This is a genomic window from Adhaeribacter soli (genome assembly GCF_008727925.1).
GTDB classification, from domain to species: Bacteria; Bacteroidota; Bacteroidia; order Cytophagales; family Hymenobacteraceae; genus Adhaeribacter_A; species Adhaeribacter_A soli.
This window is the reverse complement of the sequence record NZ_VTWT01000007.1, coordinates 245,278-259,955: the sequence shown is the minus strand read 5'-3', so window position 1 is coordinate 259,955 and position 14,678 is coordinate 245,278. Positions and strand designations below refer to the sequence as shown.

The window sequence follows — 14,678 nt, the reverse complement described above, 5'->3', positions numbered from 1 at the left end:
CCTACGCGTTCATACTATATTCCATTCGGATGTTCTCCGGTTTTCCCCGCATGGCCTTGTAAGCGTTTATCAGGCCATTGGTAGAAGAATCGTGCGCAGAAACCTCCAGGTCATTTTTTAATTCAGGCAATACTTTTCCGGCCAGCTGCTTTCCTAACTCCACGCCCCACTGGTCGAAACTGAAGATATTCCAGATAACGCCCTGGGTGAAGATTTTATGCTCGTACATGGCAATTAAACTTCCCAAGGTACGCGGATCGAGTTTCTGGTACAAAATGGAGTTCGTTGGCCGGTTGCCCGTAAAAACTTTAAACGGCGCCAGCTCTTTTATAGCTTCTTCCGGTAATCCTTCTTTTTTTAATTCTGCTTTTACTTCTTCCAGCGTTTTGCCGTTCATCAGGGCTTCGGTCTGAGCAAAGAAGTTCGACAGCAGCTTTTCGTGGTGGTCGCCTTCCGGGTTGTGCGTAGTGGCCGCGGCCAGAAAATCGCAGGGAATCAGTTGGGTTCCCTGGTGAATTAACTGGTAAAAAGCATGTTGCCCGTTCGTACCCGGTTCGCCCCAGATCACCGGACCGGTCTGGTAGGTTACCTGATTGCCGTTCCGGTCTACCGACTTGCCGTTGCTTTCCATATTCCCCTGCTGAAAATAGGCCGGGAAACGGTGAAGGTACTGGTCGTAAGGTAAAATAGCTTCGGAACGAGCGCCCAAAAAATTTACGTTCCAGATCCCGATCAGGCCCAGCAGCACCGGAACGTTCTTCCGGAAAGGCGTTTTCCGGAAATGCTCATCCATGGCGTAGGCACCTTCCAGCAAAGCTACGAAATTTTCGAACCCGATGGTACAGGCAATGGAAAGACCTATAGAAGACCAGAGCGAATAACGGCCGCCTACCCAATCCCAGAAAACAAACATGTTCTCCCCTGCTATTCCAAATTCCTTTACGGCTTCACGATTCGTAGAAATAGCCACAAAATGCTTTGCAACGTCTTCCTCGGTTCCACCATGCTGTAAAAACCACTTCCTGGCCGTTGCGGCGTTGGTCATGGTTTCCTGGGTGGTAAAGGTTTTGGAGGCAATAAAGAAAAGCGTGGTTTCCGGATCTACTTTTTTCAGGGTTTCTATAAGGTGCGTGCTATCTATATTCGACACATAAAAAACCTGCAGATGCTCTTTCTGATAAGGCTTCAGGGCTTCGGTTACCATATAAGGCCCCAGGTCGGAGCCGCCGATCCCAATATTCACCAGGTACTTTATGGGCTTTCCGGTATACCCTTTCCAAGCACCGCTGATTACTTTTCCGGAAAATTCCTGCATCTGACCTAATATCCGGTTTACTTCCGGCATTACATCCGTTCCGTTTGCGTAAACCGGTTCGTTGGAGCGGTTCCGTAAGGCGGTATGGAGCACAGCCCGGTTTTCCAGCTGGTTAATTGTATCGCCGGTAAACATTTTTTCGATGGCATCTTCCAGTTCGCAGGCCTCAGCCAGTTCCACAAGGGCATTTAAAACCGCTTCATCGAGAATATTCTTGGAGTAATCGATCAGGATACTTTCAAACTGAAGGGAAAACTTTTTGAAGCGCTCGGGATCTTCGGCAAACAACGTTTTCAGGTGTTTGCTTTCCATAGCATTGTAAAGGCGCTCCAGCTTTTTCCAGGCACCTGTTTCTACAGGGTTTATGTTCTTCAGCATGCTAATTCCTTTAACAGGGTAAAAATAGAAACATTAAGGCAGATTTGGGCTACGAATTTTTCTTATCTTGCGTTAAGCTGCTTTCCGGAAATAAAAGTCTGCGGCAGCTTCTTTATGGCCAAACACCTGAATCTGGGAGAATCCGGCGAAACATTGGCGGCAAATTACCTGCAGGCCAAAGGCTATACCATTGTGGCCTGCAACTACCGGTATAAAAGGGCTGAAGTGGATATTATTGCCCAATACGGGAAAATCCTGGTCTTTGCCGAAATTAAAACCCGCACCTCCGATAAGCATGGCTATCCGGAGGAATTTGTAAGCGCCCGTAAGATTCAATTATTTCTGGAAGCCGCCGAAGAATACATTCACCAGCACAACTGGCAGCACGACATCCGTTTCGATATTATCGCCATTTCCGGCAACCTGAACCACAACTACCAGATCCATCATATTGAAGATGCTTTTCATTGAAGAATTGTTGATTGTTAATTGTTGATTATTAGATCAGAAGCAAAGGTTTAAGCCAAAACGGTACTATTCAGCTTGAAAAAACTGCTTTATTCAGGATTCTTCAGAATTAATAAACATAAACGGTATGCCTTTTTAGAAAAAAAGCATACCGTTTCCAGATCAATTAACAATCAGCAATTAACAATCAATCAATTATTTTTCCTGTCCGCGTTTGTCGAGTTTGCCTTTTTCGTAGATCAGAGAGTTGTTGCGGTTGTATTCGCGGAGCAGGTAAGGCTCGACCGGTTCGTCGTACGCGGTTTCCGGGTATTGAAAAACGTAGCGACGGCGGTTCCGGAACGGCCAGTATTCGATCCATTCGCCTACTTTTTTTCCTTCCTCGTACTGCCCTTCCCATTCCAATAAGCCATCCGGCCGGAACTTCACGTAATCGCCTTCCACTTTGCCGTTCAGGTAAGGAATAACTTCTTTCACTTTCTGCTGGGCCGCATCGTAATAAGTAATTTTGGCATCGCGCGGGAAGCCTTTTTCGAAATGCGATTTTCCGGTCAGGATGCCGTTCTTGTTGTATTTCTCCCAGCGCAGGTGCTTGGTGCCGATATAGAAAAACCCTTCCTCCAGCGTTTTACCGCCCTGCATCTTCTTATAAGGCCCGTGCAGGATCTTCGAAACTTTCGGATCGATGGTGCGGCCTTTAAAGATCTTTTTCCGGCGCACGTGGTAGTAATACTTAGCCGGGGCATACGCACTTGGTTCTTTGAATTCACGCAGGTAGCTGAAGGTCTCTATTACTGCGCTTTTTCCGGAGCCACTCCGGGCGACGCCTTTGCGGGTTTTATACCCTAAAAATACGTTTTTCTTTTTCTTCTTCTTTTTCTTCTCCTCTTTTACCGGTGCCTTGGCACCGCCTACCGCAGCCGGCGGCGCGGTTTCCAGCGATGGCCGTTTCACCGAATCTTCCTGCGAAGACCGCATCAGGCTATCGGGTTTCATAACCGGAACAGCTACCGAATCTTTTTTGGTATTGGTTACTTTCGCCACCGGTTTCGGCTTCATTTCCACGTTATAATTCCGCGAACTACAAGCCTGGACCACCAGGAAAATTAAAAACGGTATTAATTTAAATAAAAAAGGTAAACGCATGCGCGGCAGATAATTCAAAACAAAAGCTTACAGCATAAAACGTAAAGATGGCAATATTTCGTATTCCGGCAAAAACGGAGATTTCTTTGCTTTGTTTTTATCTTTAATATTTTCCTGCTTTCGTTCAGATCTGGCCATAAAGCCAGGCATTTCAACTTTAAGCGGACAAAGCCAATAAAAAGCGCCTAACAAAAATTACGACACTCCGTTCTTCAACTATAAATCAAAATAATATATTTGCACCTCAGCTTCTGAGCACTATGATTGTTTTAGCAGCCCTGTTCCTCTAATAAAGGGCGCCTCTCCTTTCTTTTTTTATTTTCCGGCAGGCGAAAACCCGTTTGCCCGGTTTTATCTGCAATCATATATTTTTTAAAGCAATGTCATTTTCTGAAGTTTCTGAAAGGAAGCAGTTTGCTTCTGTATTCGCCACCATAAAGCTTGCCCTACGCGGCGAAGAAATGGATTACACCACGGGCAGCATCCGGAAAGCCGTCGTATTACTGGCTATTCCCATGGTGCTCGAAATGATCATGGAATCGGTGTTTGCCCTGGTAGACCTGTATTTTGTGGGCCACTTGCACAATAGCAGTTACGCCATTCAGGCGGTTGGGCTTACGGAGTCGGTTCTGACGGTAATTTACTCCATTGCCATCGGCATCAGCATGGCGGCCACGGCCATGGTAGCCCGCCGGATAGGCGAAAAAGATCCAGCCGCGGCGGCCAAAGCCGGTATGCAGGCTATTCTGATCGCATTTGTGATCAACACCCTCATCAGTATTTTCGGGGTAATTTACGGCACGGAGATCCTGATGCTGATGGGCGCTTCGCCGGAAGCCGCGCAGTACGGAACCCCGTTTATCAAGATCATGATGGGCAGCAGCATTTTTATTATGCTTTTGTTCTTAATTAACGGAATTTTCCGGGGTGCCGGCAATGCGGCAATTGCCATGAAAAGTTTGTGGGTGGCCAATATTGCCAACATCATTCTGTGCCCGATCCTGATCAACGGCTTTGGGCCAATTCCGGCTTTCGGCCTGACGGGCGCGGCAATTGCCACTACCCTGGGGCGCGGCTTAGGCGTGTCGTATCAGCTCTACCACCTGCTCAATGGCCGGCACACGCTTAAAGTAGCTGCCCGGTATTTCCTCCCGGACTGGCAGCAGATTAAAACCCTTTCCCAGGTTGCGGCTCCGGCCGTGCTGCAGTTCGTAATTGCTTCCTGCAGCTGGATCTTCCTGGCGCAACTGGTAGCCACCACCGGCGGCGATCACGGTTCGGCCGGCTACCAGACGGCCTTGCGCCTGCTTATGTTCTTTATTTTGCCGGCCTGGGGCTTAAGCAATGCCGCTTCCACGCTGGTTGGTCAGAATTTAGGGGCGCAACAAGTAGAGAGGGCCGTAGAATCGGTCATAAAAACGGCGAAATACAACGTAATCTTTATGCTCGTAATAACGGTGCTGAGTTTAGCCGGAGCCGAAATCTTCGTTTCCTTTTTCACCAACGATGCCCAGATAAAAACAGTAGCCGTGGAAGCGATCCGGATCATGAGCCTGGGGTACGTTTTCTACGGCGTAGGTATGGTACTCATAAACGCCTTCAACGGCGCCGGCGACACCTGGACGCCAACGTGGGTAAACATTTTCGGCTTCTGGCTTTTACAGATCCCGCTGGCGTATTTCCTGGCTAAAACCTTAGGCCTCGGCCCAACTGGCGTCTTTATTGCCATTCCGGTAGCTGAAACCAGTATCACCCTTGCCAGCATTGTTCTTTTCCGGAAAGGGAAGTGGAAGAAAGTGAAGATCTAAACGAATGTTTAAACCTCACAGGTTTTTGAAACCTGTGAGGTTTTGAATTTCTGAGCATGGAAGTTCGTCCCGGCAAAAGTTTCAAAATTTGTTTTAATTCCCCCAGAAAGGCAATAGAAGAAACGCTATCAATTCACCTAAAAAAAATACTTCCTACTTAAACTAACGATTTCGCACTTAGAAGCAACGTATCCATACATTGTGCAATGCGCCGCACTTTTTCATCTTCGCTTTTCGCCGCTGAAATCCAATAGAGCATTTCCTGCTGATTTCCTTCCGGCAGCTCCTGAAATTGTTTCAGGGCTTTGGGCTCATCTTCCAGACAAAGAAGCAATTCCTCCCGCACATTATTAACCCCATGTTGCGCATACAGCACAATTCGAACCCGATCCCCGGCTTCTTTGCCGATCTTTTTCCGGATAGCAGTTTTTACCGGCAGAAAAAGTTTTCCGCCGCCCATGGGCATTAAATTAGCATTTTCAACAGGGAAACCATCTATGGAACCGCGCACCTTAACCAAGCCAAACCAGGCTTTTTTATCCTGCGGAATTTCCGGGATCAACGCATACGTCCAGCCGCCTTTTCCTGGGAACTTTTCCAGCAGGTAATCTTTATCTACTAAGGGGGTTTCCATTTTCTGATGCTTCCGCTTTCTAATTGTACTGAGCTACTCCCGGAACAATGGTAAGTTAACAATACTGAAACCCGCCTGCAAACCTGTTACAAAAATTTCTTTTCTCCGGAAATTGAAACCAGTCGCCTGATAGTTGCCAGGTGAGCCAGTAAAACCACCGGAACAATAAAACCAGGCAACCAGATAAACGGGAAATACAGGATAGCAATGTTGGGCTGATCGAAAGCGAATTGCTGGAAAGGCGTTGGCGCCGAAAGAATGGCATTAATTACAATATTAAACAGCAACGCCAGGCAAACCAGATTCCAGAGCAGCAGTATATTCGGACTCAGCTTTTTCTTAACGAAACCTAAATAATAAACGAGCGGCGCGGTTAAACCGGAAAACAAATCGAAATTCCTGCCTTCGAAAGTCATGAGTTCGGGAACAGCTTTATGCAGAAATAACCAGTACAAAACTAATTCTACCGGCAGCCTTACTACGTGCAGCAAGGTTAAAAATTTCAAATCGAGGCTATCTAAAAATCGTTTTCCTTTCGCTGACAAGAATAAGGCAATAATAATCAACCCTACCGGCGGGGCCAGCAATATTAAGCGTGGCGGAGAGGTAGTGGTAACCATGAAAAAACCTGTTAACGCAACGACCATTTGCACCGACAGCAGCAACAATGCAAAAATTAAGACAGCCTTGGAACGATTTGTAGCGCGGTAAAAAAAACAAATGGTTAAGCCGGTGGTCAGGATGAAGGAGGCCGGGATATAAAAAGGCAGATTTTTCATAGTTCTGTTTAACGTAAAAAATCCCTCCCAGTAAAAACAACTACCTCATTATCTCCGGCCAAATACTTATAAATATATCCTCAAAACCCTACCCTTATAAAGCAAAAAAGTCCGCTTCTTCAGCAGACTTTTTTTTTCATAGTATCAAAAAGTCCTCCCCTGTTTTTAGGGGAGGATTTAGGTGGGGGCTACTCCTTCTCGATCAACTCCACGCTCCGCTTCACGAACGCCGTAAGCGCTGCACCGGAAAGCATGTTCTGAGAAAGCAAGGCTAAGTCGAACGCCTGACGGGCAATTTTACCTTCTAATCCACAATAATCTTCCTAGTTAGTACCTGGTTATCTGATACCACTTTCAATAAGTAAATACCTTTTTGCTCTGGCAGCTGCAATTTTTCTGTTACTGTTCCATTTACTGCAGTTACCACTTTGCCTAGCACTTGCTTTCCTGTTACGTCGAATACCGTTAGCATTGCTTTATCTCTGCGGAAGCCTTTCAGTTCCAGACTAAAAAGGCCATTGTTCGGATTCGGATAAATTACTGCTGCTGCCGGAGAGCCGCGATCAGCTGCAATAGCATTGGGATTGCCGGACTGAAGCTTGACAATAAACATATTGGAAGTCCCGCCGCCGTTGGTAAGCGTAGTAGCGCCAAAGGTGGCACTACCCACAAAAAAGCCAGTAACGTAGCTGTTGCCGCTGCCGTCTATGCCAATACCCATACCCTGATCGTAATCTGGTCCTCCTCCTTTCACAGCCCATACTACTGCGCCGGAAGCATTGTATTTTGCCGTGAACGCATCAGAAAGACTGCTGCTGGTAAGCGTAGTGCTGCCAAAGGAAGCTGTACCCCGAAAAGTGCCGGTAACGTAGCTGTTACCGCTGGCATCTATAGCTATGCTTAGACCTTTATCATTGCCAGGGCCACCGCCTTTTACAGCCCATAATACTGTGCCCGAAGCATCGTATTTAACTATAAAAACGTCATCACTCCCGCTGCTGCTTGTAAGCGAAATACCGCCGAAGTTTGCCGTCCCGACAAACGTACCGGTTATATAGCTATTGCCACTGCCATCTAAGGCAATGTCAGCACCAGAATCAGCGCCGTTTCCGCCAGCTTTCATAGCCCATATCACCGCGCCGGAAGCATTGTATTTTACTGCAAACACATCAGAAGGTCCATTACTGGTTAGCGTAATGCCACCAAAGGTGGCCGTGCCTGAAAAAAACCCAGTAACGTAACTGTTGCCGCTGCCATCTATAGCAATGTCAGCACCAGAATCATTACTTGTTCCACTGCCTTTTACAGCCCACATTACTGCACCCGAAGCATTGTATTTAACTGTAAACATATCAAGGCCACCATCACCGGTAAGCGTGATGGTTCCAAAGATGATATTACTCTGAAAAAAGCCAGTTACGTAGCTGTTGCCACTCCCATCTATGGCAATACCCATACCCCCATCATAACCTGGCCCATCTCCTTTCACAGCCCATACTACTGCGCCGAAAGCATCGTATTTTACCGTGAACACATCATCATTTCCACTGCTGGTAAGCGTGGTACTGCCAAAGGAGGCTGTGCCACTAAAAGCGCCGGTAACGTAGCTGTTACCGCTGGCATCTATGGCTATGCTTATACCTTTATCATTGCCTGGACCACCGCCTTTTACAGCCCATAATACTGTGCCCGAAGCATCGTATTTAACTATAAAAACGTCCTCACTCCCGCTACTTGTAAGCGAAATACTGTCGAAGTATGCCGTCCCGACAAATGCACCGGTTACATAACTATTGCCAAACGCATCGGTAACAATGGCACGGCCAGTACTATAACTTATTCCTCCAGCCTGCTTTACCCACGCAAATGCCGGAGTTTGCGCAACTGCCTGCTCAAGTCCTGTTAGCAAGAAACCCACTAGGGCGCAGCAGAATAAGAAAAAGTTCTTCATAAAATAAACTTGTTTGAAAATTCTAAAACCCTTATTTAAAGGACTTCAAAAGTGAGCCCTTGCAAAATAACAAAATTTGTGTGCAATAATAAAGAAAAGTCCAATTTAATAAAAAAGCCCGACAGGTTTTTACACCAGTCGGGCTTTTAAACAGGATCAGAAACCAGTAAAACCTACTCCTTCTCAATCAATTCCACGCTCCGCTTCACAAACGCCGTAAGCGCCGCCCCGGAAAGCATGTTCTGCGACAGCAAGGCTAAGTCAAACGCCTGACGGGCAATTTTTTCTTTGCTCTCGTCTCGGGCCTTTAAAATGCGCTGGATGATCGGGTGGTTTCCGTTTACGCTCACGTTGTAAGAGTCCGGCATGTTGCCCATGAACATCATGCCGCCGCCACCGGTTTTAGCCATGTCTTTCATGCGGCGCATGAACTCCGGCATGGTAATAATTACCGGCTGGTCTTCCGGCGAAAGCGGCTCTACTGAAACCATCATGTTTGTATTGTTGATCGCTTTTTCGAAGATCTCTTTCAGCTTGGTTTTCTCGTCTTCCGAAAGCACCATGTCCTTGGTTTCTTCCTTCTCGATCAGCTTGTCGATGGTATCGGCATCAACGCGCTTCAGGGTGGTTTTTTCCAGCTTCTGCTCCAGCATGCCAATAAAGTGGCTGTCGATTACCGAATCCAGTTTCAGCACATCGTAACCGCGGTTCTGGGCCGCTTCGATGAAGGCGTGCTGTTTTTCCTGATCGGTGGTGTAGAGCCAAACCTGATTTTCGTTTTTAGCCGTCTGGTTGGCCTGCACGAAAGCCTTGTATTCTTCCATGGTGAAATACTTGCCTTCCAGATTCTGCAGCAGGCCGAAATCTTTGGCTTTGTCGTAGAATTTTTCGTCCGAAAGCATACCGTATTTCACGAACACGTTGATGTCGTTCCACTTGGCTTCGTAGCCGGCGCGGTCTTTTTTGAAGATCTCGTTCAGCTTGTCGGCCACTTTCTTCGTGATATAGGTATTGATCTTCTTCACGTTGCTGTCAGCCTGCAGGAAGCTACGGCTTACGTTCAGCGGAATATCCGGCGAATCGATCACGCCGTGCAGCAGCATCAGGAACTCCGGCACTACGTCTTTTACCTCGTCGGTAATGAAAACCTGCTTCGAGTAAAGCTGAATTTTGTTTTTGGTGAATTCGAACTCGTTCTTGATTTTGGGGAAGTACAGAATACCGGTCAGGTTGAACGGATAATCTACGTTCAAATGGATCCAGAAAAGCGGCGGTTCGGAGAACGGATAAAGTTCGTTGTAGAACTTGGTGTAATCTTCGTCCGTCAGTTCGCTTGGCGATTTGGTCCAGATCGGGTTCGGATTGTTGATCACTTCGCCTTCGAACTCTACTTCTACCGGCAGGAATTTGCAGTATTTGGTCAGGATAGTTCTTAAACGGGCCGGCTCTAGGAACTCATCCGAATCGGCGGCTACGTTCAAAATAATGTCCGTGCCGCGTTCGGCTTTATCTGATGGCGTAATTTCGAACTCCGTAGAACCGTCGCAAACCCAACGGGCCGCTTCGGCGCCTTCCTGGAAAGATTTCGTGTTGATCTCTACCGTATCGGCTACCATAAACGCGGAGTAGAAACCCAGACCGAACTGACCAATGATCTGATTGGCATCGGGCTTGTCTTTGTATTTCTCCACAAATTCGGTGGCGCCGGAAAATGCGATCTGGTTAATATATTTCTTGATCTCTTCAGCGGTCATACCAATACCGCGGTCCGAAATAATGATCTTGCGGGCCTCTTTGTCCACGCTTACCTTCACTTTCAGGTCTTCGCCCAGTTCGCCTTTGTACTCGCCGATCGCGGACAAACGCTTCAGTTTCTGGGTTGCATCTACCGCGTTCGAAACCAATTCCCGAAGGAAGATTTCGTGGTCGGAATACAGGAACTTCTTAATGATCGGGAAAATATTCTCGGTGTGGATCGAGATGGTGCCTTTTTCTGCCATAATTTTAATGTGCTTACTATTTTATGTGCTATTATGCTTTTAAAACGCTAAGATTTTAGCCTGAAAAAGTCTTTTACAAGCCGCGCGGGTAGTTTCAAAAGTTGTTCCAGCCCCAAAATTCTGACAGGTTGACAGGGTTGGAAGGCTTGACTTTTCGATTGTTCGGTATTCGACAAGCTGATAATATGGTTGGCAATGAATTTAAAAACTGAAATTGCAATAAGCCAATTTTTTCATTTCACTTTAGAAAGATTACCTTAAACAACACTTGAAAATCCGGGAAAAATTAATAACCTTTAAACAGGAAAATGGTTCAAGCTTTTATAGATGCCCTTCTATATCTATTTATTAAAATATTCGGGCTCATTAAGCAGTTCATTAAACAGGTAAAACCAGATGCATAGCTCAAAATTCATTCTGATCCGAAAAGAAAGAAGTCTGGAACAGCGTCTGGCCAGCATCTGGCTCGATGCCTGTGCCGAGCTGGAAATCCCCTGCATCCTGATCTATGAGGAATACCGGAACGCTTATATTTCGGTAAACTTGAAATTCCTTTCCGAAAGCCTTACGGGCAAGCTGGATGCAAAAAAAGTGGAGCAGCAATTAAGCGCCATTCAGCAAAAATTCACCGGCGAAGTTTCCGGTTATTGCCGGCACAGCAATTCCTACCATACCTTCGATGCCATTCCCAAAGAACTCGCCAAACAGGTTGCCGTGGAAATTTATGACGCAATTATGGCAGCTGAACGACAAACAATGCCCTTTGAAACAGCTGAACAAATGGTAAATGCTTAATTCATAAAAATTTAACTTTCAGAAATCGGGCCTTTGGCGTAACTTTACTTTCTCATTTTTGCCCTGTAACGGTGTTCCGTAAAATAATTGCATATTTCCTGCTGCTGCTTTTCTGTCGCGTACTGGCGCCGGAAGATGCGGTATTGGCTTTGCACGCTCACGAACACACCACGCACGCCCACGACGAAAACATAACGCATTTCGACGTAAAGCACACCCACTGCCACATCGACAACCTGTTCGATGCGCCTTTTCAGCCGGTAACGCAACATTTCGTTTTTAATACCCCGCTCTCTTTCACGGAGCACGCGTTCGTTTACCATTCCGTCTGGAAATTTACCTTCCCCAATAATGTTTGCCTTCGCGGGCCGCCCACTTTAAGCTAAACCTGTTTTCTGCCTGCTCTTTTGTGGCGAAATCTGGTGAACGTTAATTCCAATCTGTCATTCCGGAAGCCGCGGATCCCGATCATTTCCGGGGCTCCTGGCATTTTCAATCCTCCTGAACCCGGGGGTTTCTGTTGCATGACAATGCTGGCAGCGTTGCAATTTTTCCCGCAATTTTTCCTCAAAAACGCTATGCTTTTCGGCCAAAAACCGGCTTAAACGGCATTGCAGGCTTTCTGTATTTTAGTTTAATATTTCCTGAAACGCATTGCCAGCGGTTTCCCGTACCCTGGCCATTCCGTTCTGCAAACATCCTGTTTATGAAGCTCTCACTTTCCATACTCCTGCTTTTTATTTCCATTCAAGCCTTCCCGCAAAACAGCCTTAGCGGCAAAATAACCGACCAAAACACCGGCGAGCCGCTTACCGGCGCTACGGTTTACCTGCCCGATCTCCGCCAGGGCGCTTCTACCAATACGGAGGGCATTTACCAGCTCAGCAACCTGCCCAAAGGAAAATTCCTGGCCCAGATCCGTTTCATTGGCTACACTTCCATTACCCGGATGGTTGAACTGAACGGCGCCGTTACGGCAGATTTTACGCTAAGTCCTTCGGTAACGGAACTGGGCGCAGTGGTCATTACGGGCGTTTCGGCCTCAACCCAAAGGCACCAGAACCCGGTACCTACTACCGTGGTCAGTCACGAAGAACTGCAGCAGCGCACTTCTACCAACGTGATCGATGCCATTGCCAAAACGCCGGGAATTTCCCAGATCAGCACGGGGGCAGCCATTTCCAAACCGGTTATCAGAGGCCTGAGCGGTAACCGCGTGGTTACCCTGGAAAACGGCATGCGCCAGGAAGGCCAGCAATGGGGCGACGAACACGGCATTGAAATAGACGAATTTTCGGTAGACCGCGCCGAAATTGTGAAAGGCCCCGGCAGCATCATGTACGGCTCCGATGCCATGGCCGGCGTAATCAATTTTCTTTCGCCCGATCCGGTAGAAAACGGGCGAATACTTGGCTCTTATTCCGGCAATTATCAGACGAATAATAATTTAATCGGCAACTCTATTTTCAACGCAGGCAACCTGAACGGCCTGAACTGGCAGGCGCGCCTGAGCCAGAAAGCGGCCGGCAACTACCAGAACCGCTACGACGGCAAAGTTTACAATTCCGGTTTCCGGGAATATAACGCCAGCGGCTACGTGGGCGTGAATAAAAGCTGGGGATTCTCGCACCTGAATTTCAGTTCCTTTAACCAGAAGGTTGGCTTAATTGAGGGGGAACGCGATTCTTTGGGCAATTTCCTGAAGCTTGCCGAAATAGACGGGGAAGAAAAGGAAGTGGCCGTTACCAGAGATGATCTGAAAGGCTACCACATCAACGAACCTTACCAGACCATAAACCATTTACGTTTTTCTTCCCAGAACAATTTCATTCTAGGCCGGTCGCGAGCCACGGTAAACCTGGACTGGCAACGCAACCTCCGGCAGGAATTCGGCCATGGCCATGGCGCGGAAGAAGATCACGACCATGAACACCACGACGAAGCCGAAGACGCTTCCCTGATCTTCGACCTGCAGACCTGGAGTTACGATGCCAAGTATTTTCTGCCTGAGTTTTCCGGCTGGAACGCTACTCTTGGCCTGAGCGGCATGCACCAGACCAATCAGAACAAAGGCGAAGAATTCCTGATCCCGGATTACCGGCTCACTGACCTGGGCGTATTCGGCTTTATTACCAACAACCACCCCAGGCTACACCTGAGCGGCGGCCTCCGCTTCGATCTCCGGAACCTGCATGCCGAGGAACTGCTTTTAACTGAAGAAGGAACCCCTACTACGAACCCCGCCGAAGCTGCCGAAACGAAATTCATCGGCTTCGACCGCACGTTCTCCAATATTTCTGCCAGCGCCGGCGCCACTTACGACCTTACCGAAAAATTATCGGCCAAGCTGAACATTGCCCGCGGTTTCCGGGCGCCGAATATTGCTGAACTGGCCTCGAATGGTCGCCACGAAGGCACCTTGCGCTTTGAGATCGGCAACCCCGAACTGAAACCGGAAACCAGTTTGCAGCTGGATGCCGGCTTAATTCTGGAAACCGAGCACGTAAATCTGGAACTGACCGCCTTCAGCAACCACATTCAGCGCTATATTTTCCCGGAGAAGCTCCGAAGCGTTTTCGGCGGCGATTCGCTAAGCAACGAAGAAGACCCGGCGCCGGTTTTTAAATTCGGACAAGGCAATGCGCACCTGTATGGCGGCGAGATCATGGTCGATTTCCACCCGCACCCGCTCGACTGGCTGCATTTTGAGAACTCGCTTTCTTTTGTGCGCGGCATTCAGCTAAACCAGCCCGATTCTACCCGCAACCTACCGTTTATTCCGGCCCCGCGCCTGCAATCGGAGCTCCGGATCGATTTCAGCCCGAAAAAAGCCCTGGTTAAAAACTGGTTTGCCCGCCTGGAAATGGAGCATTATTTTGCCCAGAATCACTTCTACGCCGCCAACAATACCGAAACCGCCACCGCGGCCTATACCCTGATCAACGCCGGCCTGGGCGTAGATGTACCAAACGGAAAAACGGCCACCCTCTTTTCCCTTTACGTTACTGCCAATAACCTCTTCGACGTAGCCTACCAAAACCATTTGAGCCGCCTGAAGTATGCGGCCATAAATGAGGCTACGGGCCGCACCGGCGTTTTCAATATGGGCCGGAATGTGAGCTTTAAGTTAATTGTGCCGCTTTCGTTTAAGTGACCCCACCCAACAGCTAAAAACAGGGGAGGGCTTTCTCTGTTCTATACTCTGAATTTTAGCCCGGTTGTTCTTGTAGCCGGGCTTTTGCTTTTTATAGCACAACCACCCCCAGCCCCTCCTTGAAAAGGAGGGGAGCTTTTACTTCCTTAAAGAATCCTTCAGATTCTATTTCGGCCTTTAGAATGAAAACAGTACGCTTTAACCTCAAAAAGCCGGAGAAACGGTAGAAAACAGCTCCCCTCCTTTTCAA

Annotated in this window: 11 protein-coding genes; 5 read left to right on the top strand and 6 right to left on the bottom strand. The window is 47.8% G+C overall.

The window, feature by feature from the left end:
• Position 1: 1 nt before the first annotated feature.
• Entirely contained in the window at positions 2-1,693 is a 1,692-nt protein-coding gene (gene pgi, locus F0P94_RS14090; RefSeq protein ID WP_191907050.1) for a glucose-6-phosphate isomerase, read from the bottom strand.
• 114 nt (positions 1,694-1,807) lie between these two features.
• Here pgi and F0P94_RS14085 point away from each other — a divergent pair, with 114 nt between their 5' ends.
• Positions 1,808-2,164, top strand: a complete 357-nt coding sequence (locus F0P94_RS14085; RefSeq protein WP_150904533.1) for a YraN family protein — start codon at positions 1,808-1,810, stop codon at positions 2,162-2,164.
• 192 nt (positions 2,165-2,356) lie between these two features.
• On the opposite strand, the gene F0P94_RS14080 is transcribed toward F0P94_RS14085, so the two are convergent.
• The gene (locus F0P94_RS14080) at positions 2,357-3,220 is read right to left on the bottom strand and encodes a toxin-antitoxin system YwqK family antitoxin (protein ID WP_225307224.1); all 864 of its coding nucleotides are present in this window, start codon (positions 3,218-3,220) and stop codon (positions 2,357-2,359) included.
• A gap of 467 nt (positions 3,221-3,687) precedes the next feature.
• On the opposite strand from F0P94_RS14080, the gene F0P94_RS14075 reads away from it, so the two are divergent.
• The gene (locus tag F0P94_RS14075) at positions 3,688-5,115 is read left to right on the top strand and encodes an MATE family efflux transporter (protein ID WP_150904531.1); all 1,428 of its coding nucleotides are present in this window, start codon (positions 3,688-3,690) and stop codon (positions 5,113-5,115) included.
• 157 nt (positions 5,116-5,272) lie between these two features.
• Here F0P94_RS14075 and F0P94_RS14070 read toward each other — a convergent pair whose 3' ends face one another.
• From F0P94_RS14070 to htpG, 4 genes are all read right to left on the bottom strand, one after another.
• Positions 5,273-5,749, bottom strand: coding sequence for a YdeI/OmpD-associated family protein (locus tag F0P94_RS14070; RefSeq protein WP_150904530.1), 477 nt, complete (start codon positions 5,747-5,749; stop codon positions 5,273-5,275).
• A gap of 86 nt (positions 5,750-5,835) precedes the next feature.
• Positions 5,836-6,528 carry a hypothetical protein gene (locus F0P94_RS14065; RefSeq protein ID WP_150904529.1) on the bottom strand — a complete coding sequence of 231 codons (693 nt, stop codon included), beginning with the start codon at positions 6,526-6,528 and terminating at the stop codon, positions 5,836-5,838.
• A gap of 304 nt (positions 6,529-6,832) precedes the next feature.
• Positions 6,833-8,479, bottom strand: a complete 1,647-nt coding sequence (locus tag F0P94_RS14060) for an SBBP repeat-containing protein (RefSeq protein WP_150904528.1) — start codon at positions 8,477-8,479, stop codon at positions 6,833-6,835.
• A 173-nt stretch (positions 8,480-8,652) separates the two neighbouring features.
• Positions 8,653-10,479 carry a molecular chaperone HtpG gene (htpG, locus tag F0P94_RS14055; RefSeq protein WP_150904527.1) on the bottom strand — a complete coding sequence of 609 codons (1,827 nt, stop codon included), beginning with the start codon at positions 10,477-10,479 and terminating at the stop codon, positions 8,653-8,655.
• Between the two features lie 396 nt (positions 10,480-10,875).
• Between htpG and F0P94_RS14050 the strand changes: the two genes are divergently transcribed.
• From F0P94_RS14050 to F0P94_RS14040, 3 genes are all read left to right on the top strand, one after another.
• Positions 10,876-11,274: a hypothetical protein gene (locus F0P94_RS14050; protein WP_150904526.1), complete on the top strand. Its 399-nt coding sequence runs from the start codon at positions 10,876-10,878 to the stop codon at positions 11,272-11,274.
• A 71-nt stretch (positions 11,275-11,345) separates the two neighbouring features.
• Positions 11,346-11,660 (top strand): hypothetical protein, encoded by a 315-nt coding sequence (locus F0P94_RS14045; RefSeq protein ID WP_150904525.1) that lies wholly within the window; start codon positions 11,346-11,348, stop codon positions 11,658-11,660.
• Positions 11,661-11,980: 320 nt separating this feature from the next.
• On the top strand, positions 11,981-14,428 hold the full coding sequence (locus F0P94_RS14040; protein ID WP_150904524.1) for a TonB-dependent receptor: 2,448 nt from the start codon (positions 11,981-11,983) through the stop codon (positions 14,426-14,428).
• The last annotated feature ends 250 nt before the right edge of the window (positions 14,429-14,678 follow it).